The following is a 23,441-nucleotide window of genomic DNA, read 5'->3' as shown; positions in this document are numbered from 1 at the left end:
TACATTCAGGATAATTATTATGTCTAACACAACTACTGGTACTGTTAAGTGGTTCGACGAAGCAAAGGGTTTTGGTTTCATCGCGCAGAAGTCGGGTCCCGATGTATTCGCACACTTCAGCAATATTGCCAGCACTGGCTTTAAAACATTGCAGGAAGGACAAGCTGTAGAGTTTACAGTTACCCAGGGCGCCAAAGGCCCGCAAGCAGAAAATATCATTTGCCTTTAAGGTTCAAAACATTATTTGGTTTTAGATAATGTTTTTACGTCGCCCTCACTATTATTAGCATGAGGGCGATGCTGTGAAACGACACACTGCTGCACGAATAGACGTCAAGTCTTTTCGATGTTAGATACTATTTAAACTGCATTTTACCTAGAAGTTCCAACAACTTGACAATGTGGGTATGGGCATTCAGCTTATTTTACTCACATCCTCCGATATTTAGTGCAGGATCTCTAAATCTTTAATAGGCTAACAATAAATCGATCGTCCAGAAGCGCACACCGAGTTTCATTGGCGCTGACCGGTCAAATCGTATGTGAAATTGAACGTTACTTAAAATAAAAAGTTTGGGCAATATTTAAGTTTGATTTGGCATGGATTTTTGGTTGCCATTTGTACCAATCAGTTGCTCCAAAATTTTTAAGCATCAAGGGTAGGGGCGCTATATCTCGCCCCCCCTTTGCTCTAAGTTGTACAGCCAGCAGCAGGCCGAGCACTTATTAAATACGCTCCCGCTAGCCGAGAGATTAGCGAGCGGAGAGTAGGACATAGCGGTACTGAGCGCCCCTACAGATCGGGGCACTCAGATCAACCCACCTGTCACGAATCCCCCCAGTTTTTGAAATACCCTTTAATGATTTTTTTCCAGAAACCTTCTATCAATTATTGCATTTTTTACATAAATCTTCTCTCCGCTAAATCCCTGTGGTAATGGTTTATTACCAAGAATATCCCCATAAACAGCACTTATTCCTCCTCGTGGCGAAAGAGTAGGGATTTCAAGTTTTAACTGTTTTAAAAGTTCGCCTCCGTGTTGCTGTGGTTTCATGGCCCCTTTAATTCCACTTATCCAAAGTCCTCCGAATGCTTTCAGTTTTCTACCCGGCTCGATTTTATTTCCTTCATAATGAACATCGACTTTTACTGTTCTACGGATACCGTTAAATATTGGTCCATCTTTAAAAACGAAAACGAAAGTATTTGGATACGTCACAGCTTTATCGCGGACCAAAATTGACATTTTGGTATAGGGGAGGCCATTAACAGCCCATTGATTTACTTTATTTTGATAGTTCATATCTGCAGTACATTGGACACACATTCTCAATCTCCCATTTCGGCTTTAAAATTTATTTCTTTGATTATTTGGTACCGGCGTATAGAAATTAGCACTATAAGGAGCTGTAGTAACCAAAATGTAAGACGATGTACACACAGAGTAAGGGCCGTGCTACGCACGTATAGGGCGTGGTCTCTTTGTTCTTTTTTTATTCTTTATCTTTGTATCCCTGTTTGTTTACTTTGACCTGTTTGTCTTGTTTATCCTGTTTGTAAGCTCTCCAACTAATTGAATTTAAAAGCATTTTAGGAAATAGGGGGTACAGATTTCTGGTCTGTGGGGTACAGATTTCTGGCGTTTAGGGGTACGGATTTCTGGCGTTTAGGGGTACGGATTTCTGGCTATTGGGTACAGATTTCTGGCGGAATTCACAGTTATTCAGCCTTTTATCCCCCATTTCTGTGGGTAACTATCCACCGTTTTGGCGGTCGAATTTCCCTATAAAGGGGGCTTCTCCGGTGCAGGTCCCGGGGGCTTGAGCCGGCTTATTTATTCGCATCTAATCCAGCCCTTAAAGCCTTACCCAAATAAGCAAAGTACCGCTCAAATACCCGGTTGATTCGCTGACGCTGCTGCCCCGAAGGATAGAGTCCAAGCTTGGCTTCCTCACTGGCCTTTGAGCCTGACACCAGAAAGTTATTGGTGATGCTGGAATCCTGAATAAAGGCCTCAAAGGCGCGAGCACAAAGTTCCACCGGTTCACTGTAATAGATGGAGCTGTTTGCCTTATCGACCTTAATAGAAACCTTCACCAATTCACTTGGGTTATGACCCTCCTCGTCCAGCATAATGGCCCTAAAACAGGCGAAAAGGAGATCATTTAGCGGGTGAGGCACGGGGGTAGCATTACGGAGCCAGGCCTCTGAAGCATACATTTCACTGCCAGTATCACTGAATGCTTTTGCAGCAAGGTAATGATCAAATGCATGGAACCACTCATGGGCAATTGAGCCGGGACCTGCATTTTTGGCCAGGGAAAAACATCGTGCAGAGGGGTCATAAAAAGCGGACATACCCGGTTGACCACCAATACCATATTGGAAAGACAAGGTACCTCGCAGGGACACCAGTATCTCTGGGCCCTGTAGTATGGTCATTAAATCAATAAGTGCCTCGTAGAAGAGGCCCGCTGCCCGGTCTCGCTCCTGAGTGGTTACCCAGCGCCCAATCGATATAGACCTGAAGCCAAAACGTCTCCTAACATCGGTAAAGGACACTGGAAATTTATCCTGCAGACTGGGGCCGCGGCGATAGAACTGTCGGGATAACACCATAGTTGAGCTGGCTGAGGAGTCTGTTAGAAATGGTTCCGAATACTAATACAGCCTCTACCTTCTCACCAAGGTAGTCAGTAGTGTTTGCCAGGTAGGTTTCCCCGCCATAACCGACAAACTCTACGAGAGGAACTTCAACGTTTGGTCCAGCGCCTGCTCGCTATTGCAGCGCTGCACCTCCAAATGGTTTATCCCATACTTGCGGAGGTTTTTCCTAATCTGTGTTACTTCATCATCACTGGTAAGGCGGGGATGCCTGGTAAGGCGCACCTGCAGGGGTGTTTCCGCTTCTGCCAGCAGCTCAACACACTGCCAGGGTGCCATACCGCTACCTTCCACCCCTGTAATAGCCGGGTAATTTTCTGGTAGCGCTTTTATATCCAGCCCAACCCAATCCAAGCAGGGGATCAGGCGTCTCAGCCTCCGAGGATAGATCCCAGCTGTATGTAATCCCACCTTGAACCCCAGCTCACGAACCTGGGCTATGGCAGTTTCCAGTGTGCTCTGGGCGGTAGGTTCTCCTCCAGAGAACACCACCGCATCCAGTAGTCCCCGCCGGCCGGCGAGAAATACCAATATCTGGTCCCAATCATAGGCACTGGGTGCGCGGGCTGGCAATAGTTCGCTATTGTGGCAATAGCGGCAGCGCCAGGGGCAACCCTGGCAAAAGACCACTGCGGCCAGTTCACCAGGGAAGTCGATCGCGGTAAACGGGGTAAACCCGCCGATGCGCAATTTTTCAGCCATGGCTATTTTCGGCCACAGCAGAATCGCCGGCAACAAAGAAGCGCCGCTCGCGGTGCTCCGACTGTTTACCGGGGTTCCAGAAGGATACCGGGCGGTGGTAACCCATTACACGACTCCAAACTTCACAGCGGGTGCGCTCTTCATCTTTCAGTACGGAGGTTGGTTGATTCATGGTGTCTCTCCTTGGTGGTTGGTTTTAGTCGCTGCAACAGGACTGCTCATGAGCGAGCAGGGCTTCGTCACAGCGGGGACAGAATTCATGTTCGCCGCTCAAGTATCCGTGTACCGGGCAGATAGAGAAGCTGGGCGTCACGGTGATATAGGGCAGTCGGTAATTTTCCAGGGCGCGTCGCAACAGGCGGCGACAGCTGTCAGCATCCGGCAACTGCTCTCCCAGGTAGAGGTGCAGCACTGTGCCGCCGGTATAGCGGGATTGCAGGGACTCCTGTCGGGACAGGGCCTCGAAGGGGTCATCGGTAAAGCCCACAGGCAGCTGGGATGAGTTGGTATAATAGGGGGCCTCCGCGCTGCCGGCCTGGATAATTCCCTCATAGCGCTTGCGGTCCTCACGGGCAAAGCGGTAGGTGGTTCCTTCGGCCGGCGTCGCTTCCAGGTTATAGAGGTGGCCGGTTTGCTCCTGGAATTCCGTCATGCGCATACGGATATGGTCCAGTAATCGTTCGGCCATCTCCTTACCCTGCTCGGTAACCACACTTTCGCGATCATCACTGAAGTTGCGTAGCATTTCATTAATGCCGTTGACCCCAATCGTAGAGAAGTGATTACGCAGTGTGCCCAGGTAGCGGCGGGTGTACGGGAACAGGCCGGCGTCCATATGCCTTTGGATCACTTTGCGTTTCACTTCCAGCGAGTCGCGAGCTAGAAGCAATAACTTATCCAGTTGGGCAAGCAGGAGATCCCAGTTTCCTTTATACAGATAACCGAGGCGAGCACAGTTGATCGTCACCACGCCGAGAGAGCCGGTTTGCTCGGCGGAGCCAAATAATCCATTGCCTCGCTTCAAAAGCTCGCGCAGATCCAGCTGTAAGCGGCAGCACATGGAGCGCACCATATTTGGACTCAGATCTGAGTTAATAAAGTTTTGGAAGTAGGGCAGGCCATAGCGAGCGGTCATAGCAAACAGCCGTTCGGCATTTTCGCTTTCCCAGGGAAAATCTTCGCTAACATTGTAAGTTGGAATAGGGAAAGTGAAGACTCTGCCGCGCGCGTCTCCCTCGCTCATCACTTCGATATAGGCGCGGTTGATCAAGTCCATTTCTTCCTGCAGGTCACCATAAGTGAATGGCATTTCCTCCCCAGCGATTACCGGCACTTGCTCACGTAGGTCCTGCGGGCAAACCCAATCAAAGGTAAGATTGGTAAATGGCGTCTGGGTACCCCAGCGAGAGGGTACATTCAGGTTGAAGATCAGCTCCTGTATACACTGCCGTACGGTGGCGTAATCCAGTTGGTCTTTACGTACAAAAGGAGCGAGATAAGTATCGAAGGAACTAAAAGCCTGGGCTCCGGCCCATTCATTTTGTAGCGTTCCCAGAAAGTTAACGATCTGGCCAACTGCACTGGTCAAATGTGCTGGCGGTGCTGACTCAACTTTTCCAGGAACCCCGTTCAATCCCTCGTGCAACAGCGTGCGCAGGGACCAGCCCGCACAGTAACCAGCTAGCATATCCAGGTCATGGATATGTAAATCCCCATCTCGGTGGGCCGCGCCGATTTCTGGCGAGTAAACATGATTGAGCCAATAATTGGCGATCATTTTTCCAGAGCTGTTCAAAATCAGGCCGCCCAGGGAGTAGCCCTGGTTGGCATTTGCAGCAACTCGCCAGTCCGCCTGTTCCAGATACTCTTCAATTGAGGCTCCAACATCGACCAGTGTTTGCCGGTCATTGCGCAGCTGCGCATGTCGCCCCCGGTAGGCGATATAGGCCCGAGCCGTATCTACATAATCACAACTAATCAGGATCTGTTCGGCAATATTTTGGATCTCCTCGATATCAATCGGAGATCTATCATCGAAGCGATGGTTGATCACTTTCAGTACAGTCTGGGTAAGACGCTCGACCTCATCTTCACCAAATTCTCCTGTGGCTTGCCCTGCACGCACGAGCGCTGAGGTAATACGTTGAGGGTCAAAAGCTACCGTGCGTCCATCTCGCTTGCGTACCAGGAATCCGTGCAGGTTTAGAGCAGAGGGTTGGTCAAAGTCAGGTGCTGTATTGCTATCGGGGGTAGAGGTGCTTGTCATAGGCCTTCCTTCACAGATTGTGGGGCAATCCTATAGAAGTGGTGAAAGGGGGCTCTTGATCTGGATCACTATATATAGTGTGTTGATTTTATTTTGAACACACTATATAGGTTTTAGTGAACTGTTTTTAGCTTGAACAGTTCTTGAACAATTTGAATTTGGCAAGTAATCGATGTCGGAGCAATAGAGGTACAGCTATTAGGTTTGTGGGTATTTTGCACAAAAAATATGTAATCAGCTTTTTATGTGCACACTGAACTGAACTCGTACGCAATACCAAGGTTTGTCCAGTTGTTGCGCGTAGCGCAATTGTTGTACAGCTATGGGGCTACCGGCTTAAAAAAGAAGGGTAAAACCAAGTAATCCTTTTTACCCTGCTCAGTAGTTTGATCCAACGAGTGTTAACGCCCACTTTTTATGAGGTTTTTCAGTTATGAGATACCTTGCTTAACCACAATTTGTGGAAAGGTGACAAATTGAGTCACATGCATTCCTTTATTGGCATTTACCGTTTTCAGCATTTTATTAAACACTACACAGAATTAATTTCTGATCTCACTAGAATGCCTTCCATATTTTCATTTCGCGACTTACTGGGAACTTAATCTTAATTCCTTACCTAACACAAAATTCAGAAAAACAAGATATTTCAGGCGGTTATGGACAAATTATTTAGCAAGAAACTATTGGTACTGGCAGTAACAGCTGTGTTGGCGGCTTGTAGTGGTGGCGGTGGCTCTTCAGACTCGGAGCCCGAGCCCCCTGTTCAGGGCAATGATCCGTCCACTGTTATTGGTGGTGATGTGGCAGGCACTGACCTGGGATTTGCCACAATAACAGCTACCGATATCACCTTGCCCGATGCCATGGTAAATGCTCAGGAAGTCTACCAACTGGCCCATTATATTGGGCGTACAGATAGTCAACTGGATGAGGAAAATATCGACATTCCCATTCGCAGCTATACGGCAACCTGCGCAACAGATACCGATCAGCCTCGGATGTTTGTTTCCACAACATTGTCGGAAGGGCACAGTGCATCAGATACCACTTATGGATCTGTCTACGAGCTTCAATATAATCCTGAGACCTCAAGCTTCGACCCTACCGGGAATACTACAATTCTCAAACAGTGCTATGAATCCCACGGCATTACAGCCAGTGCAGACTGTTCCAGGGTTGCGGTTTTGTGTAATACCGAATACAAAGCCAGCGAGCGCTACGATATTAAGAAAGACTTAATCGAAGAACACGGCATCGGTTGGATGAAGATTGAGGATAACCTAGCTAGTGTCGAAGGTACCGAAAACGAGAAGAAGTACAACGACCAGATCTGGTTAATGGAGTGGGATAACAAACCCTTATCCGAAAAACCTGATGCTTACGTGGTTAATAAAATGCATGGTGGGACTCATTTGGGTGCCCAAGAGCTTTTATATGTGGAAGATGACAGCAAAGGTCGTGAAACTTATGCATTTTCCGTAACTGCCCGAGCACTTGTCAGTGGCTCTCACTACTCAGCAGGGTTGGCAGTGATCGATCGGGATGATTGGTCTATGACCTTGTCTGGGGATGACCGTAGAGGATGGTACTGGGCATGTGGTTATGGCCATGTCCTTAATATCCGGGCATTCTACAATCCGGGAAATGAAATGTTTGGAGCGCTTTGTACCAGCGATGGAAATGATTACTATTCTTCACCAGGCTTAAATGCCATTGCCATCAAGATGGAGGATATTAGCTCCTCAAGTAGCTTTGAGGGGAACCATAATTACCTGATCCCTTCGACATCTGCCATGATCTCCAATGGGGGAGGGCATACCGTAGTTCCGGTTGATGCGAATACTAATCTATCTGTAATTGTTGGTCCGAAGCACATCGAAGATGGAAATATGGATGCATTTTTGCAGACTGAGCTCGGCATTAATACTGGCAACGGCGGGCCCTATGATGACCAATGTGCTGAGAATGGTGTTCTGAATTGCTTCTTCTCCTATATTGCTAGTGATGAAGATGAAGGTGAAGAGTACCCTACGATCACTCGACAAGGACTCTATTCTGGTGATGCCTTGGATGCTTCATCCTTAACCCGTGTGGGTATTGCAAAAGTTGATGGGGAAGGCGGCATTGAAGGGAATGGCATTAAGTGGTTAGCCGAGGACTCCGATTGTCAAATTAGTGATCCACAGCTGATCGACCTGAAGAATGGCCGTTACCTGTTTGGTTACGCGCAATTCCAGTGTATTTCGGATAATCTGCCATACAACCGCAGTTACAATAAGAAAGGCGAGGCCATGCGCATGCTGGTACCTAAAGCCTACTATGTGATGGAAATTGATGCGGACCTTAATGTGCTCGAAGGACCAGCAAAGCTTACCGATTACGGATGGGGTGGCCTGGATGAGCCGATGTATCTTGGTAATGGTAAGGTAGGCTGGAGCTATATTAAGAACCCTACCTTGGAAAATTACATCGGTGGGCAACAAAATGTCTGGCAGGCGATTGTTTATCACTCAAAGAGTGCGAATTAATCGTTGATCGACCGGGGCAAAAATTTTGCCCCGGTCTTATTTCCTAAAGCTACCCTAAAGCTGAGGTACCCCAAAAGGTTCCTAAGCTAGTGGAAAGCGCTTCACTATCGTTACAAACTTCCAATGGCCAGTGCTCCGGGAAAAGCTTCTGGTAAAATTGATCGATAAAACGGTAGTCGGCAAGAATAATTACCCCACGATCTGATTCCGATCGAATAACTCTCCCTGCTGTTTGTAAAACCCTGGTTAATCCTGGGTAGCGGTAGGCAATATCAAAGCCAGTAGCCCCAATATTTTGGGCTCCAGTATCACAGGCCCGGCGGATCAGCTCCTGCTCTTCATTAACTTGAGGCAGACCGGTACCCACAATGATGGTACCTATCAGCTTATCACCCACATAGTCAACACCTTCCCCAAAGACGCCTCCCATGATTGCAAAACCCAAGGTCTGTGAGCCTTCATTGAATGCCGCGAGAAACTCCATACGCTGAGCATCACTGGCTCCAGCTTCCTGCTGTAATAAATCAACCTCTTGAAAATCCTGTCTAAAAGCCTCGGCTACCTGCTGGAGGAATCGATAGGAAGGGAAAAACACCAAGTAATTTCCGGGGCGACTATGGAATGTACAAGCAATGATATCCACCAATGTCTCTGTAGCCTGATAGCGTGAGCGGTAGCGGTAGCGGGTATCCACATAAGGGCATAGGAATACGCCCTGTTGTGATGCTTGAAAGGGAGATGGCAGTCGCAGATACGGCGCCGTGTTAGCCACTCCCAACTGTTGAAAGATGTAATTCGCCGGCCGCAGCGTGGCTGAGAACAGGATGACCCCATGAAACTGGCGAAAAATTTGCTGGAGATATCCAGCGGCATTCAAACATATGAACTTTAATTGTTGTTCCTGCCATGGTGTACCAGCGTTAGATACCCGAGTGAGGACTTGATGTTGTTCGGACAATTCCTGCTCTAAATATACATAACGGTAAACAGACTTTAGCCAGTCACAGATCTCTTCCGGCGGTGACTGCGCACTTTCCCTGAGCTGACTTGTCGTGTTGAGCACTTTATGAGCAGCTCTGGTAACCTGAGTGGGGAGATTCTCCGCTATTTTGCAGGGCGTCACCCAAACGCCGATATTTTCATTACTCGAAGGGGAACTGAGCACTCTGGCAGCCTCGGAATCGCTAACTTGTTTGACCCACCTATCAATCGCTCGAGCCAATGCCTGAATACTGCGCTGTAGCCTAGGGTGGCTTCCTTTACAATTTCCGGCTGCACGGCGGGTCTCCCTGCGGCTTAAGGTTACACTGTACATGCTCCGTGCGCGGTCGCTCAAATTATGCGCTTCATCTACTAGCAAGGCACGGCGATAAGTTTGATTCCGTAGCGCTGTCAGGTGCACAAGGGGATCGAACACATAATTGACGTCACACACCACTAGGTCGGCCCAGGGCAACATTTGCAGGGACAATTCAAAAGGGCATAGTTTAAAGCGGTCTGCGACTTTAGCCAGGGTTGACGGTGTAATACGAGGCATGCCCAAAAGCTGCCTGCGCGCTTCCGGCAGTCGATCAAAAAAGCCCCGGGTGCGTGGGCAAATACCATCCTGGTCTCGGCTACATAAGCCGAGGTTACAGGCACAGGTTTTATCCCTGGCCTGTATTTCCAGCAGGGATAGCTTCAACCCGCTATCTTGCATGCTTGCTAAAGTTGCCCGAACTACCTGCTTACCGGAGTTTTTTGAGGTTAGATAGACCAGCTGATCGAGATGATTTTCTCCCAAAGCTTTGATTGCCGGAAATAGAGTGCTAATGGTTTTACCAATTCCCGTCGGAGCCTCAGCAACCAGCTCCCCACCATCTCTCAGGCAACGGTAAGCAGCGACTGACAACTGTCGCTGACCGGGTCGGTAGCCAGCAAAGGGAAATGACAAGGCGCGGGCGCTTGCAGTCACTTTCTGGCGATGCCCCTGCCAACTCCGATGCCAGCTGATATAGTCTGCAAGTGTCTTGTGTGTAAACTGTTCCAGTATCTCCCAGGTATATTCCTGTAGTTCCGGGTAGGATTTCTTCTCTTTTAGGTTGTACCAAAGCATTCGTAATGTGACTAGTTCGGCGCGCTTATCGTGAGCTTCCTGTTCGTGCCGATGACGGAGCAAGTAGCAGAAGCCGTAGATTTTCAATTGCGCCCACTGTAGTTGCCGTGTGGATTCGGGCAGCTCTGAAGGTTGGCAGTAGGTAGTTTTAATTTCATCAATCTGTGCCGGCTTATGCAGGTCACTTTGTGGGTGGAAGATATCCGCTCTGCCATTCAATGACACTGTATAACCATTGCACTGTAACTGAACTTGCAAACGATACTCGGCCTCACTGCCTTTTGGTCGCCGTTTTTGCAACTTCTTATGAGCAAGGATGCCCTCCTGCGCGGAAGGGCCAGAGCCTGTATCATTGCTCAAATCACCGCTACGGCAAGAGAATGTCACTAATTCGCCGACGGAGAGCTGTAGAACTGGAGTCGTATCTGTCGCGTTCTTTTCTGTTGTCGTAGGAGGCTCAGTAAATGGAGTGCTCAAGGCTGTTGCCACTCCACGTAGATAACCCGGTGGGGAACCTGCTGAGCAGCAAAAAAAGCGAGCCAGCGTTGTTGGTTTTGTTGTAGGCGATCTCCAGGGCCTTTCACCTCCACAAGTTCGTAGCCCCCGGTTGATGGAAACAGGATCAGGTCTGGCAATCCACAGCGATTATGGTTGATATCACTTAAAACATGCTGAAAAAGCGTACGCCAGTGGTCTGGAGGTATTCTTTCGAGCGCTAATGCCAATAGCTCTTCAGTCAGTAGATCCCATGCAACTAACGGGTTGGCGATCCCCTTTTTTTCCCTGAAATTTCTCCAGACTCTTCCTTTAAGTAAGTCCTGATCCAGCTCTGCCAAGCGTTGTTCAAACTGGATGCGGCGAGATGGAAGGAAATCTGGCGTGCGGAAATCACCGGGGGCCACCTGAAATGGGTTGAAGAAGGCTCCGGGTACAGGGGCGAACAGGATATCCCAGACGTAGAGGCCCAGGGCGCCATTAACCAAGCAGTTCTCCACGTAATAACAGATACCCGCCTCTGCGCTCTGCAGATGGGAAGCAACCTGTAACTCGACCCGCTGCGGTCCTTGAGGCAAGGTAATAGTTTTCGTTGGCGGGCAGTAACGCTCTGGCTTGGGCCACTCCTGCGTACATTCTTCACGCTTGGCAATGCGATAGCCAAAACTTTCAGCGAAAATTCTCTCCGATTCGTCAAACGGAGAGTCCAGAATCTGCCGGCAAATGGACAGCCCTTTAGATGTATTGCCACGTTTCACCGCGATGCGCGCGCGCCGCTCCCGTGCAGGAGGATGTTCGCACTTCTGGTACAACTGATCTGCAGTTTCAAGATGATCTAAACGTTCCAACTGCCGCGCCAATTTTAGGCGCAGGCGGTCCAGGCGCCTGCGTAAGGTGGCATCTCCTTGAATACCGGAAGGCATCCGTTCCGCCAAAGCGAGAATTTCATCTGGTCCAGCCGCTAGAGCCACTTCTACTTGCTCGAAGCAGCGATAATAGTCCAGGTACTGATCAATCTGTTCCCGGTTGTGGAACGGCAAGTTTTGGTGGTCTAGAGAGTAACTTTCATAGCGATAAAGTCCCAGGTCTCTAAGTACAAAGTCTGTCAGATCTTGGTTCAGGTTACCGAAGAATAAGAGTTTGAAAGTTTCAAAGCAGCAGGCAAACTTAACAGCCAATATTATCTCACCAACCCATAAGCTATCGTTCCCCCGCTCTATGTCTTCCGCCTGTCCCAGCAAGATATCCTCAAGGTCGGTACGCTTGAGTGTTTTAGGCACAGGGCTGGCACTTGCGCTGAGCAATTCAGATTTGGTGAACAGAGGTAGCAGTTCACGGCGAGGCACCCGAGGATTACACTGCAACAACCCAACTGCCTGTAGCTCTTTAACCGCTGTGGGTGGGTCTTCAATCTCTACATACTTCAGCTTACTTTGGCGAAACAGGGCGCCCGCCGATGAAGAGACTCCTTTACGAGAGAGTAATCTCACGTACAGTTTTTGGCTATCAACGCCAAGTAACTGGAAACATTGATAGAATTGATACTCTTCTTCCGAAAGCAAGGCTTGATAGCGCGCGACAACGAACTCCACCAAGGTACAGAAGTTAGTCAGATAGTAATCCGGGGCGAGCTCAGCTGAATTGATCATGGAGTCAAAAGCGAAAGAAAAACTGTATAACTATACAGCAATGGTGTGGGGAGAACAAACGCCCAGTATGACTCGATAATCACTGGGCTCTCACCTAATGAGGGCTACTTAATCTAAAGCCCTGGCTCTTGGAGCCTACAACATTTAGGTCGTAACTCCAGATATTCCATTTATAGATCAAACTAGTGATATCAATAGTGTGACTGTTTCTCTGGCAGGGGCTTCAAAAAGTAGCGTATTAATAGTTCAAAAGAACCTTCGAATTCTGAAGTCGTTTGGCAAATCAGTACAAAGTTATCAATTAATGTCTGTTGGTTTGGTACTGGATATGTGAGGATAAGTTAGCAATAAAAATGCATTACACAATTATTTTTATATTAAGTGCTGACAAATATGGCTGCTGATACTAAACGAGATATCCAGCCTGCTCACTATTTTATATATCTCATGACTTTTCGATATCTGAATATAATAAACCAAAGAAATAGTACAACTGGAGAGATAAATAGCAGCCTCATTTGATTTTCAAGCACGGTCATATTCATAGTTGCCACCACTGTACCAATTTCGTAAATATCAGTCACCATAATAAGCGGCAGGAAGAAACCCCAAAACCTTGGAGTAGCAATACGCTTTGCAAAAGCTAGGCCATAAAAACCTACGAAGTAGATTGTGTAGATAACCAGGCTAGCGGTTAACCACCAAATAGACTGATTATATGCATTTTGGGTAAATGCTTCATATTGTGACCAACTTTCAATGGGCACCAGTAGGAAAAACAATATCTTCCAAAAAATACTGGGCGTGTAGATATAAGATTCGTTATCCAGGTTACCAACAGATACTTCATAGAGGTTCTGCATTAAAATATCCTTATTGTGATCGCCTTAATGAACAACAGAGTCCCAATTTGCCATATGGTCGGTCTCTCTCATTGCTTGTCAGCCATAATGAGATGACTAAGTCAATTCAAGCCTCAATCAATAGAAGGGCGCAGAGCATATTCTCATTAACGTCAATGTCAACTGCTTACACCTTTGATTTGGTCACGTTGAGACTTCAATCTATAAGTTTAAGATTTTATTCAAATTCATACTGGTTAACAGCTTTTTAATAAGGCAGTCATATCCTCAATACCTACTTGGGGTGGCGGCTTAATAGCTACGATTCCGTAGTTTGAGATTTATCACAAGGTGTCAGGACTGGCAATCTCTATTCTCTGTATTATATTCCGAGCTTTTGAAAGACATTTGTTAAATGTAAACAGATCGTTACTCTTGAGGTTCTGGTCTAGTCCATACCCAAAGAATTCCACAACCGATACCACCTACAGTGAATAGCAGTAAATATATGTTGCCAATATAGTGAACAGCGATCGCCATAGGCAGAGCCATGCTCAATGTAGCCAGCAGTTTGGTTCGGCGATTGAGATAACCGCTTCGCCAGGTTTCCAAGAGTTGGCCAAACAGGTGGTGGTCTTCAATCCACTGATGCATTCGCTCGGAACTTCGGGAAGCAGCCCAAGCACCGAGAACGATAAAGACGGCTGCCGGTAAACCAGGAATAATGATTCCAATCACAGCCAGCACCATGAAAAAGCAGGCTAAGGTACCCCATAACCAACGAAGCCAGCCCTTTGCCAGGGCTGTAGCTTCTGAGTAATTCGTATCTTCACTGTTTTGCTCCACCGCTATATCTCCTGGCTACTTCATTGGGTGTGAAAATTGAACTTTTCCTACTCAAATAGAGCCCTAAGTTTTCTATTTAAGCGCTGGATTCCCTTAAGGGCACTGTCCCTTATTTGGTCAATATAAGGGACACAGGCATGATAATCCAGCGCCACACTATTAACGGGTGATTTGTCAGTCACACTATTTAACCACACTTTATTCTCAGGTAATTGAAACTTTTTTCCTACAGCCACGAAGTATGGCTGACGCTAATCTCTATGTATTGTCTCCGAATTAACCCCAATCATGTAAATTGACGACAAACAGAACTCTTATTTCTAATCTAGTCACTGGAGGCTTGAAAGCATTTCCCGCCTGCAAACCCGTTTGGCAGATATCTTGCACGGATAGGAGGTTTCCATGAAATTCCACTTTCAAGTCGCAGTATTTGCCACTATTGTATTCAGTGGAAATGTACTCGCAGAAAATAACTCCACAATCATAGCCCAGAATGGATGGGGGAATATAGCCAGTTCAGATCAAACCAACCTGACAATATCTGGGAACACAACCACATTGACCCAGAGTGGTAATAACAATTCAGTGAACGCTTTGCAGATAAATGGCAGCTCGGATAATACCATTAAAAGTATGCAAACGGGTGCTGGCAATACAATCACAGCCATTGAACAAAATGGTAGTAAGGAATCATCCATTACGATACAGCAAATTGGAAAAAGTAATTTAACGAAAATCATACAGAAAGGTACAGTTTCCAGCTCCATATCTTTAACTCAGTCCGGAACAGGAAATCGCTCTACCAATACCCAGATGAATTCAAGCGCAGATTCCGGGTCCGTGACCCAGCAGGGAATTTCGAATCTCGGTGCGTTTACTCAGTCGTCAACCGAAAATAATAGCATTGTGATTTTTCAGGACGGGGAACTCAATGTGGCGCGAGGAATCCAAAAAAATCAAACCGCCAGTAATGTTACGGTTGCCCAGGAAGGAATCTCTAATTTAGTAGGCTTTGGGCAAGTCACGGGTTCCGGAAATACAATTACAATTAACCAGGAAGGAAATTTTAATAGTGCAAAAACCAGTCAGATATCAACTTCCGATAGTACTGCCACAATAAATCAGGTCGGACTCTCCAACAGTGCTGAGATTGAGCAAAAACTACTTTCGCACAGCGTTGCTGAAATTAATCAAGTTGGCGTCGCAAATATTACTACTTTATCGCAAGCAGGATCATATCTTAAAGCTTCTATGCATCAGGATGGTTCTGAGAACTCTTTGAGAGTCATCCAAATTGGTAACCTGCATTCAGTTACTGCAAGCCAGGTTGGCACATTGAATACTGCCAGGGTTCATCAAACAGGATCATCCAATATTGTGATGGCAGTACAGAAGGGTACCTCGAATGCCTTGAATATTAGTCAGGCATCGGCTGGTAATTCTGTAGTTGCCTCCCAGACAGGAATCGGTAACGTTATCGTGGTAACACAATAACTCAGTGTCTTTCACCACATTTTGCTAGAACCCGGTACCTTCCATATTAAATTTTACGACAAGCTGACCTAGTTTAAACTTTATTCCTAGGTATTTGATACTTTCCTCCCAGAGATAGATACACAAGCAGGGAGCTAAACTAGATACGGTCACCTCTTTTTTACCTAGGAAACCATATAAGTTGTAGGGTTCCTCATAGGGTAAAATGCTGTAGAGGTGACTCTAATTCAACTGAACATCTACAGCCAGTATGCAGTAAATAACAAGGTAATTTTAATTAATTGATTTGTATACCGCGGTGAATCACCTATTGCCAGCCTCAAGTCTTGGGGTGTTGTTAAAGATTCTTATTGATAAGGGTTATGAAGTTTTTGGTCCCACTCTAGAGGATCAAGTTATTATTTATGGTCCCATCCGTTCAGTGAATGACTTACCAAAAGGATGGACAGACGAGCAGGAGAAGGGGCGCTACCGGGTAAGACGCCGCACTGATGGCGCCTACTTTGGCTATGCAGTAGGGGCTCATTCCTGGAAAAAGTATCTACAGTTACCGCGCCGGCCGATCTGGAGGGCTCTAAAGCAAGACCAGAATATCGAGATTGTGGAAGCCAAGGAGGAGCCTCCCAAGATGGCATTTCTTGGGGTTCGCAGCTGCGAGCTACACGCAATCACCATTCAAGACCGCATTCTTGCTCAAGGGGAATGGCCAAATGATGGTTATCGTCAAAGGCGCGAGCGCTTGTTTACAGTGGCAGTCAATTGTACTTCTACAGCGCCCACTTGCTTTTGTACATCAATGAATACCGGCCCAGAAGTAACGCTGCAAAGTGATCTTCAGATGACGGAAGTGATCCACGCTAGAGAGCACTTCTTTCTAATCAAAAGCTGCACCAATATTGGCGATGAAATACTGCAACAGCTACCCGTGCGCAAGGCAAGCGCAGGGGAGCAAAAGCTTGGCCGACAGGGGGTTAAACGGGCCATAGAACAAATGCAAAGCGGCCCCCGTCACTTTGATAGTTCCGATCTGAAGGAGTTGCTATACCGTAACTTTGAGAGCCAAAGCTGGGACAAAGTGGCGGAAAGATGCCTGTCCTGTGCCAACTGCACCATGGCCTGTCCCACCTGCTTTTGTTCTACGGTTGAAGATACAACGGACCTCAGCGGGGAGCACGCTGAGCGCTGGGAGCGTTGGGACTCCTGTTTTACTGCAGGCTTCAGTCATCTCACCGGTGGCTCGGTGCGCCCAGATACCCGCTCCCGCTATCGGCAGTGGATGACGCATAAATTAGCCACTTGGCACGATCAGTTTGATACCTCTGGATGTGTGGGCTGTGGTCGTTGTATTACCTGGTGTCCGGTAGGTATCGACCTGACCGAAGAAATCAGAACCATTCGCAACTTGGAACAGCCGTGAAGACTATTGCCCACTTGCTACATGAGCATCCATTCTTTCACGGTTTGCCTGAGAGTGATTTGCAGTTTCTGGCCTCCTGTGGGGAAAATTGTGTCTACCACAAGGGAGAACATCTTGCGCGGGAGAATACACCGGCCAAGCATTTCTTTCTGATCAGGAGTGGGCGTGTGGCAGTGGAAACCTTCGTACCTAACCGCGGTGCTTTATGTCTGCTCACCCTTCATGGCGGTGATATCTTTGGTTGGTCCTGGCTTTTCCCACCTTATATCTCCGCCTTCGATGCGCGCGCCTTGGAGGAAGTTCGCAGTTTGCGCCTCGGTGGCGCCTGCCTGCGTGAAAAATGTGAAACAGAGCCACGGCTTGGGTTCGAGTTGATGAAGCGCTTTGCACAAATCGCCACTGAACGATTGCAATCAGCTCGAGTTCAATTGCTCGATATCTATGGCTCCAACTCACCTCACCCGGGTACGACTCAGTGATTCCCGATATTTACACAGTGGTCCATCGGCAGGAGGAGTATCCTGGAACATTCACCTTGTATCTACAGAACCAAGAACTGAAGCCACTGTTTTTTACGCCCGGCCAATTCAATATGCTGTATGCCTTTGGCACTGGGGAATCCGCTATTTCATTTAGTGGACTGGGGGTGGAGCAGGGCCGGCTGGTTCATACCATTAGGGCCCAGGGATCTGTAACTCGAGCCCTGGAGCGATTAAGGAAAGGAGATTCCCTGGGAGTACGCGGCCCGTTTGGCAGAGGTTGGCCGCTGGAGAATATTCAGGGCAAAGAACTGCTGCTCATTGCCGGCGGCCTCGGTTTGGCGCCTTTACGGCCAATAGTTCACAAGGCCAGAGAAGGCAAACTGGAAGCCAGCCGGGTTCGACTCTTCTACGGCGCACGCCGCCCATCTGAGCTTCTCTATAAAGAGGAAGTTCCACGGTGGTCATCAAAACTGGGCGTGGTGATATCAGTCGATCATGGCGATGGCACCTGGCCAGGGCATATCGGGGTAATTACCGACCCCTTAAAGGCCATTGATGTCGATGGCGCCAATACGATTGCTTTTCTATGCGGACCGGAAGTTATGATGCGCTTTTGCATCCAGGTGCTATTACGCAAGGAGGTTCCCGAATCCGCTATCTATCTTTCCATGGAGCGCAATATGAAGTGCGCCATAGGTCTCTGCGGACACTGCCAATGGGGGCCAAACTTTATCTGTAAAGATGGCCCCGTATTTTGCTACCGGGATATCCGCGCATGGTTCCACATTCACAGCTTATAGAGGCCGAAGAGGATAAACCCAAACTGGCGGTATGGAAGTTCACGTCCTGCGATGGCTGTCAATTGAGCCTGCTGGATTGCGAAGATGAACTCCTCCTGCTCGCCAGGGAAGTGGAGATAGCCTATTTCATGGAGGCTTCCAGTAAGGTAGAGGAGGGACCTTATGACATTTCCTTGGTGGAAGGCTCAATTACTACCCCTAATGATGTGGAGAGGATTCAGGAGGTAAGAAGGCAGTCCCGGTTCCTGGTTTCTATTGGCGCTTGTGCCACAGCTGGCGGTATCCAGTCCCTACGCAATTTTGCTGATGTCAGTGAATTCATATCCGTCGTCTATGCCGAGCCTGATTACATCGAAACCCTGAAAGACTCCACGCCCATTTCTGCACACGTCCCAGTGGACTTCGAACTTCAAGGTTGTCCGATCAATAAGCTCCAATTACTGGAAGTGATCAGTGCTTTCCTGAATCAGCGAGCGCCACAAGTTTCAGCCCATTCTGTATGTATTGAATGCAAGTTGAAGGGCAATGTGTGCGTCTGGGTTGCACACGGTACCCCTTGCATGGGGCCTGTTACCCATGCTGGTTGCGGTGCGCTTTGCCCAAGTTACAACCGTGGCTGCTATGCCTGTTATGGCCCCAAGGAAAATCCTAATAACGAATCTCTCTGCCACTGGTGGGCGGAAAAACTTGGTGCAGACAAAGCAACAATTATAGAAAATGTTAGAAATTACAATGCATTAGCTGATCACTTTAAGAAAATAGGTGAAGAATGGGGGAAGGATAAAAAGCGTACTAGTTAAAGGGGTTTGTTAAGAGTGTCGGGTAAAGGTAAAACCATCAAAGTCGATTATCTTGCGCGGGTTGAAGGCGAGGGGGCGCTTTTTATTCGATACGATGACAACCACGTACATGAAGTTCAGCTTAAGATCTTTGAGCCGCCACGTTTTTTTGAAGCTTTTCTTCGTGGGCGCGATTACACCGAAGCGCCAGACATTACCGCGCGCATATGCGGTATCTGCCCCGTGGCCTACCAGATGAGCGCTCTGCATGCCATGGAAGATGCCCTGCACCTGGTGCCCACCTCTGAACTAAAAGCCCTACGTCGGTTGCTTTACTGCGGCGAATGGATTGAAAGCCATATGCTGCATGTCAGCATGTTGCATGCACCGGACTTCCTCGGCTATCCCAGTGCTGTGGCTATGGCCAAGGATCACCCGGAGGTGGTTCAGCAAGCGCTGGAGATCAAGAAAGCCGGCAACGCTCTGCTCCGTTTGCTGGGAGGCAGGGAAGTCCACCCGATCAATGTACGGATCGGCGGATTTTATCGAACGCCTACTAAGGAGCAGTTTGAGAGCTTGCGCGAACAGCTATCAGCTGCTCGTGATTTGGCCGAGCGAATGTGTCGATGGGCAGCCAGCCTGCCATTTCCTGAGAATACTCAGAAATTTGAGTTTGTAGCCCTGGTGAACCCCGACGAATACCCAATGAATGAGGGGCGTATCCAATCTAGCGAGGGGTTGGATATTTCGGTAAAAGATTATGAGAAGCATTTCCGTGAGGTGCAGGTCCCACACAGCACAGCCTTACATAGCGTGTTGATAGAGAGGGACTCCTATTTGGTTGGGCCAATGGCACGCTTTAACCTGAATTACCCGCGCCTGTCTACTGGAGTAAAAAGAGTCGCAGAGGAGCTGGGCTTTAACCCTCCCTGTAGCAATCCCTTCAAAAGTATCGTGGTACGTTGTCTTGAAGTGTTGCACGCCTTCGATGAGGCGTTGAGGATTATCGATAACTACCAACCACCGGAACACCCCTACCTCACCGTCGAACCCCGGGAAGCCAATGGTTGCGCCGCTACCGAGGCCCCACGTGGATTGCTTTATCACCGCTATGGAATTAATGCACAAGGCAAAATCACTCAGGCAAAAATTGTTGCCCCCACTTCGCAAAACCAAAAAACAATCGAAAAGGACTTGCGCCTGATGCTGCCCAATTTTATGCACTTGCCAGAAAGCCAATTGCAAGGTTTGTGTGAGCGCGCCATTCGTAATTATGACCCTTGTATTTCCTGCTCAACTCACTTCCTGCAGCTACATTTGCAACATGACCAACAAGGAAGTTCCTAAGCGCTGGTTATTAATTAGCCTCGGCAATCACTTTCGAAGTGATGATGGAGTGGGGCCATATTTACTTCATAAGTTAAAGGCATCCATCGGCGACTCCGCGGAATTTCTTGAAAACGGCGGGGATATGGTTGGTCTGCTGGGGCAATGGAAAGGTCGGCGAGTTTGTCTTGTCGATGCGGTACGAATCGAGGGGCAGAAGCCGGGGAATTTGATTCGCGTCAATGGGCTTGAGGATTCTTTCGCTCCCAGCTTGTGTAACACTTCAAGCCATGGCTTCAGTTTGGCAGAAGCTATTGGGCTAGGAGAAACACTTCAATCACTGCCCCGACAGCTGGTCGTTTTTGCTATCTGCGCTGAGAACTTTACTTGTGGTAATCGCCTCTCGGCCGAAGTTGAGAAGGCTGCTCTCCTTGCAGAGCAACAAATCACCGCGCTTGTAAAGGCTGACAACGGAGGTCAGCAATGCACGAACAATCCCTGATCAAAAACCTGATCGCCAAGATTCAGCAACTTTCCGCCGATGAAGACGGCAAGTTGGTTGGCGTTAAATTACGCCTTGGAGCACTTGCACATATCTCCCCAAGCCATCTACGTGAGCATTTCGAACAGGAAGTTCTGGGCACCGCACTGGAAGGTCTGCGCCTGGAGATTGAGGTACTCACCGATATTCATCACGCCGAAGCCCAGGACATTATCCTGGAGAATCTACAATTTGAGGCCAGAGATGGAAAGTGAGCGCCAGCAGGTAGAGATAACCGGCCTGGTTCAGGGGGTTGGTTTTCGTCCCTTTGTCTACCACTTAGCCAGGGAATGCAAACTCGATGGATGGGTAGCGAACCATAGTGGCGGCGTCAGGATAGAGGTGGAAGGTGATCCTTTAGATATTGATAAATTCTTGCGACGGTTGCCGGAGGAAAAGCCGCCTCACAGCCAGATCCTCAGTATCCATACAAAGCTGGTGCCATTCCAAGGCAACAGAGGGTTTGAGATTCATGAGAGCGATAAGAGTAAAGTAAAATCGACCCTTATCCTGCCGGACCTGGCGCCCTGTGATCATTGTTTAGCCGAACTGGCAGACCCTAAAGACCGACGCCATAACTATCCGTTTATAAACTGTACTCTGTGCGGCCCGCGATTTAGCATTATCGACAAGCTCCCCTATGACCGGACTAATACCTCAATGTCGGCATTTACTCTTTGTGACGACTGCCGCAAAGAGTACAAAGACCCCGCGAACCGACGCTTTCACACAGAACCCAATGCCTGCCCTAAGTGTGGCCCTCAACTGCAATTGTGCGATGCTCATGGAAATATTCTCGCATCTAGTAACGAAGCGCTGGACCGCACCTTGGCAGCAGTTTCGAAAGGGCAGATAGTCGCGCTAAAGGGCGTTGGAGGCTTCCAGCTCCTTGTGGATGCGGCCGATGGTCAAGCCCTCGAGAGGTTGCGTAAGCGGAAAAAGCGCCCACACAAACCCTTTGCACTTTTGTATCCCTCGTTGGAAGCCGTACAGAAGGATTGCAAAGTTTCAAAAGTTGAGGCCGATTTATTGGTGTCCCGGGAAAGGCCGATTGTAATACTGGAAGCAAAAGCCGAAGCGAGAAAGAGAATACACAGTTTGGTAGCGCCAGACTCTCCGGAATTGGGGGTGATGTTACCTGCTTCACCCTTACATCAGCTTTTGATCCAAAAATTTGGTGCGCCACTAGTTGCCACCAGCGGCAATCTTGCTGAAGAACCGATCTGCATTGAAAACGATGAGGCCTTGGAGCGGCTTGGCAAAATTGCTGATTGCTTTTTAATGCACGATCGCAAAATTTTACGCCACCTTGATGATTCAGTGCTTAGGGTGATTGAAAATCGTCCTTTAATGTTGCGGCGGGCCCGTGGTTTTGCGCCCCTGCCGCTGATGCGCTCACAAATCGCTCAGCAAGCTACCGAGAGCCTGGGCTCTTACCTGGGGGTGGGAGCCGATCAAAAAAATACGGTTGCCTTGTCTCACTCCGGCTGGATTTACTCCAGTCAACATATCGGGGACTTGGAAAATGCCGCTAGTGTTGAGCGCTTTGACCAAGCAATCGGGGAGTTGACCGGTTTTCAGCAGTGTGAACCGCAAACCCTGATTCATGACTTGCACCCCGGCTATAACTCCCATCGCTGGGTGCAAAAGAAGTCTGCCACCAAGTTGGGAGTTCAACACCATACTGCACACTTTTTCTCCTGCATGGCGGAGCACAACTACATAGGTCCCGCACTGGGTATTTGCTGGGATGGCACCGGATATGACATCGATGGTGTCATCAGGGGTGGCGAGTTCTTGTACTGGAATGGCGACTCTTCAGTGGAGAATATCGCCAGCCTGCGCACTTTTCCTTTGCCAGGGGGCGAGAAAGCGGTGCGTGAGCCGCGCCGTGCTGCAGCGGGGCTTCTCTATGAAATATCTGGCTTCGTGGCACTGCAGCATCACTTACTAAAGCGATACTTTTCCCGTGGTGAGCGCCGCAACTTAGCCACCATGTTGAAGGGCCAGATTAACAGCCCCCGATGTAGCAGTGCCGGCCGATTATTCGATGCTGTCGCCGCGCTGCTCGGGCTCAACAGCCACACCAGTTATGAAGGGCAGGCTGCAGAGGCTCTGGAGCACTCCGCTCGCGGCATACAAAGTCATGATGCCTACCCATTCAATCTGCAACAGCAAGGCCACCGCTGGCAACTAGACTGGGCGCCCAGCGTTAGTGCCTTGATTTACGATGAAGGAAAATCTTTACCGCAGCGCGCTGTAGCCTTTCACAATACTCTCGCTCAAATGATCCTAACTGTAGCTAGAGAGATTGCTGAGCCGCGAGTTTTCCTGTCTGGCGGAGTATTTCAAAACAAACTCCTGACAGAGACGGTGGCCACATTGCTGCGTCAAAATAACTTCACAGTGCACTCTCATAGCCAGATCCCCCCAAATGATGGCGGCATCGCCCTTGGCCAGGTGTACTACGCCCATTGTATGGCCGCCGCAAGCCAACCATTGGGAGGCTAG

Annotated in this window: 18 protein-coding genes and 1 pseudogene; 11 read left to right on the top strand and 8 right to left on the bottom strand. The window is 48.5% G+C overall.

Annotated elements, in window-relative coordinates:
* Nucleotides 1-19: 19 nt before the first annotated feature.
* Complete coding sequence (locus tag ACCI49_RS09490; protein ID WP_371838720.1) at nt 20-229, top strand: cold-shock protein; 210 nt, start codon at nt 20-22, stop codon at nt 227-229.
* A 628-nt stretch (nt 230-857) separates the two neighbouring features.
* Here the strand turns inward: ACCI49_RS09490 and ACCI49_RS09485 are convergent.
* From ACCI49_RS09485 to ACCI49_RS09470, 4 genes and pseudogenes are all read right to left on the bottom strand, one after another.
* The gene (locus tag ACCI49_RS09485; protein ID WP_371838719.1) at nt 858-1,328 is read right to left on the bottom strand and encodes a hypothetical protein; all 471 of its coding nucleotides are present in this window, start codon (nt 1,326-1,328) and stop codon (nt 858-860) included.
* Nucleotides 1,329-1,831: 503 nt separating this feature from the next.
* Complete coding sequence (locus ACCI49_RS09480) at nt 1,832-2,620, bottom strand: CLCA_X family protein (protein WP_371838718.1); 789 nt, start codon at nt 2,618-2,620, stop codon at nt 1,832-1,834.
* Between the two features lie 120 nt (nt 2,621-2,740).
* Complete coding sequence (locus ACCI49_RS09475; RefSeq protein WP_371838717.1) at nt 2,741-3,367, bottom strand: anaerobic ribonucleoside-triphosphate reductase activating protein; 627 nt, start codon at nt 3,365-3,367, stop codon at nt 2,741-2,743.
* Nucleotides 3,360-5,633 (bottom strand): annotated as a pseudogene (locus ACCI49_RS09470) (ribonucleoside triphosphate reductase). The gene ACCI49_RS09475 and the pseudogene ACCI49_RS09470 overlap by 8 nt, the downstream one beginning before the upstream one ends.
* Nucleotides 5,634-6,292: 659 nt before the next feature.
* On the opposite strand from ACCI49_RS09470, the gene ACCI49_RS09465 reads away from it, so the two are divergent.
* Complete coding sequence (locus ACCI49_RS09465) at nt 6,293-8,164, top strand: hypothetical protein (protein WP_371838716.1); 1,872 nt, start codon at nt 6,293-6,295, stop codon at nt 8,162-8,164.
* Between the two features lie 49 nt (nt 8,165-8,213).
* Here ACCI49_RS09465 and ACCI49_RS09460 read toward each other — a convergent pair whose 3' ends face one another.
* The 4 genes from ACCI49_RS09460 to ACCI49_RS09445 form a co-directional block, all read right to left on the bottom strand.
* Nucleotides 8,214-10,736, bottom strand: coding sequence for an ATP-dependent DNA helicase (locus ACCI49_RS09460; protein ID WP_371838715.1), 2,523 nt, complete (start codon nt 10,734-10,736; stop codon nt 8,214-8,216).
* A complete protein-coding gene (locus tag ACCI49_RS09455; protein WP_371838714.1) occupies nt 10,733-12,403 on the bottom strand; it encodes a VRR-NUC domain-containing protein in 1,671 nt (556 codons plus the stop codon). The genes ACCI49_RS09460 and ACCI49_RS09455 overlap by 4 nt, the downstream gene beginning before the upstream one ends.
* Before the next feature lie 431 nt (nt 12,404-12,834).
* Nucleotides 12,835-13,266, bottom strand: a complete 432-nt coding sequence (locus tag ACCI49_RS09450; RefSeq protein ID WP_371838713.1) for a hypothetical protein — start codon at nt 13,264-13,266, stop codon at nt 12,835-12,837.
* A 408-nt stretch (nt 13,267-13,674) separates the two neighbouring features.
* A complete protein-coding gene (locus ACCI49_RS09445) occupies nt 13,675-14,091 on the bottom strand; it encodes a YbaN family protein (RefSeq protein ID WP_371838712.1) in 417 nt (138 codons plus the stop codon).
* A 402-nt stretch (nt 14,092-14,493) separates the two neighbouring features.
* Between ACCI49_RS09445 and ACCI49_RS09440 the strand changes: the two genes are divergently transcribed.
* The 9 genes from ACCI49_RS09440 to hypF all read left to right on the top strand — a co-directional run bounded on the left by ACCI49_RS09440 (nt 14,494) and on the right by hypF (nt 23,441).
* On the top strand, nt 14,494-15,585 hold the full coding sequence (locus ACCI49_RS09440) for a hypothetical protein (protein ID WP_371838711.1): 1,092 nt from the start codon (nt 14,494-14,496) through the stop codon (nt 15,583-15,585).
* A 310-nt stretch (nt 15,586-15,895) separates the two neighbouring features.
* Nucleotides 15,896-17,002: a 4Fe-4S dicluster domain-containing protein gene (locus ACCI49_RS09435; RefSeq protein WP_371838710.1), complete on the top strand. Its 1,107-nt coding sequence runs from the start codon at nt 15,896-15,898 to the stop codon at nt 17,000-17,002.
* Nucleotides 16,999-17,481 carry a cyclic nucleotide-binding domain-containing protein gene (locus tag ACCI49_RS09430; protein ID WP_371838709.1) on the top strand — a complete coding sequence of 161 codons (483 nt, stop codon included), beginning with the start codon at nt 16,999-17,001 and terminating at the stop codon, nt 17,479-17,481. Before ACCI49_RS09435 ends, ACCI49_RS09430 begins: the two co-directional genes overlap by 4 nt.
* Nucleotides 17,478-18,284 carry an FAD/NAD(P)-binding protein gene (locus ACCI49_RS09425; RefSeq protein ID WP_371838708.1) on the top strand — a complete coding sequence of 269 codons (807 nt, stop codon included), beginning with the start codon at nt 17,478-17,480 and terminating at the stop codon, nt 18,282-18,284. The genes ACCI49_RS09430 and ACCI49_RS09425 overlap by 4 nt, the downstream gene beginning before the upstream one ends.
* A complete protein-coding gene (locus tag ACCI49_RS09420) occupies nt 18,260-19,084 on the top strand; it encodes an NADH-quinone oxidoreductase subunit B family protein (protein WP_371838707.1) in 825 nt (274 codons plus the stop codon). The genes ACCI49_RS09425 and ACCI49_RS09420 overlap by 25 nt, the downstream gene beginning before the upstream one ends.
* 15 nt (nt 19,085-19,099) lie before the next feature.
* Entirely contained in the window at nt 19,100-20,410 is a 1,311-nt protein-coding gene (locus ACCI49_RS09415; RefSeq protein ID WP_371838706.1) for a Ni/Fe hydrogenase subunit alpha, read from the top strand.
* Nucleotides 20,388-20,891, top strand: a complete 504-nt coding sequence (locus ACCI49_RS09410; RefSeq protein WP_371838705.1) for a hydrogenase maturation protease — start codon at nt 20,388-20,390, stop codon at nt 20,889-20,891. The genes ACCI49_RS09415 and ACCI49_RS09410 overlap by 23 nt, the downstream gene beginning before the upstream one ends.
* Entirely contained in the window at nt 20,873-21,145 is a 273-nt protein-coding gene (locus tag ACCI49_RS09405; protein WP_371838704.1) for a hydrogenase/urease maturation nickel metallochaperone HypA, read from the top strand. Before ACCI49_RS09410 ends, ACCI49_RS09405 begins: the two co-directional genes overlap by 19 nt.
* Nucleotides 21,123-23,441: a carbamoyltransferase HypF gene (gene hypF, locus ACCI49_RS09400; RefSeq protein ID WP_371838703.1), complete on the top strand. Its 2,319-nt coding sequence runs from the start codon at nt 21,123-21,125 to the stop codon at nt 23,439-23,441. Before ACCI49_RS09405 ends, hypF begins: the two co-directional genes overlap by 23 nt.

It is taken from the genome of Microbulbifer epialgicus, assembly GCF_041447265.1.
Taxonomy (GTDB): Bacteria; Pseudomonadota; Gammaproteobacteria; order Pseudomonadales; family Cellvibrionaceae; genus Microbulbifer; species Microbulbifer epialgicus.
This window is presented reverse-complemented; position numbering and strand designations above follow the sequence as displayed.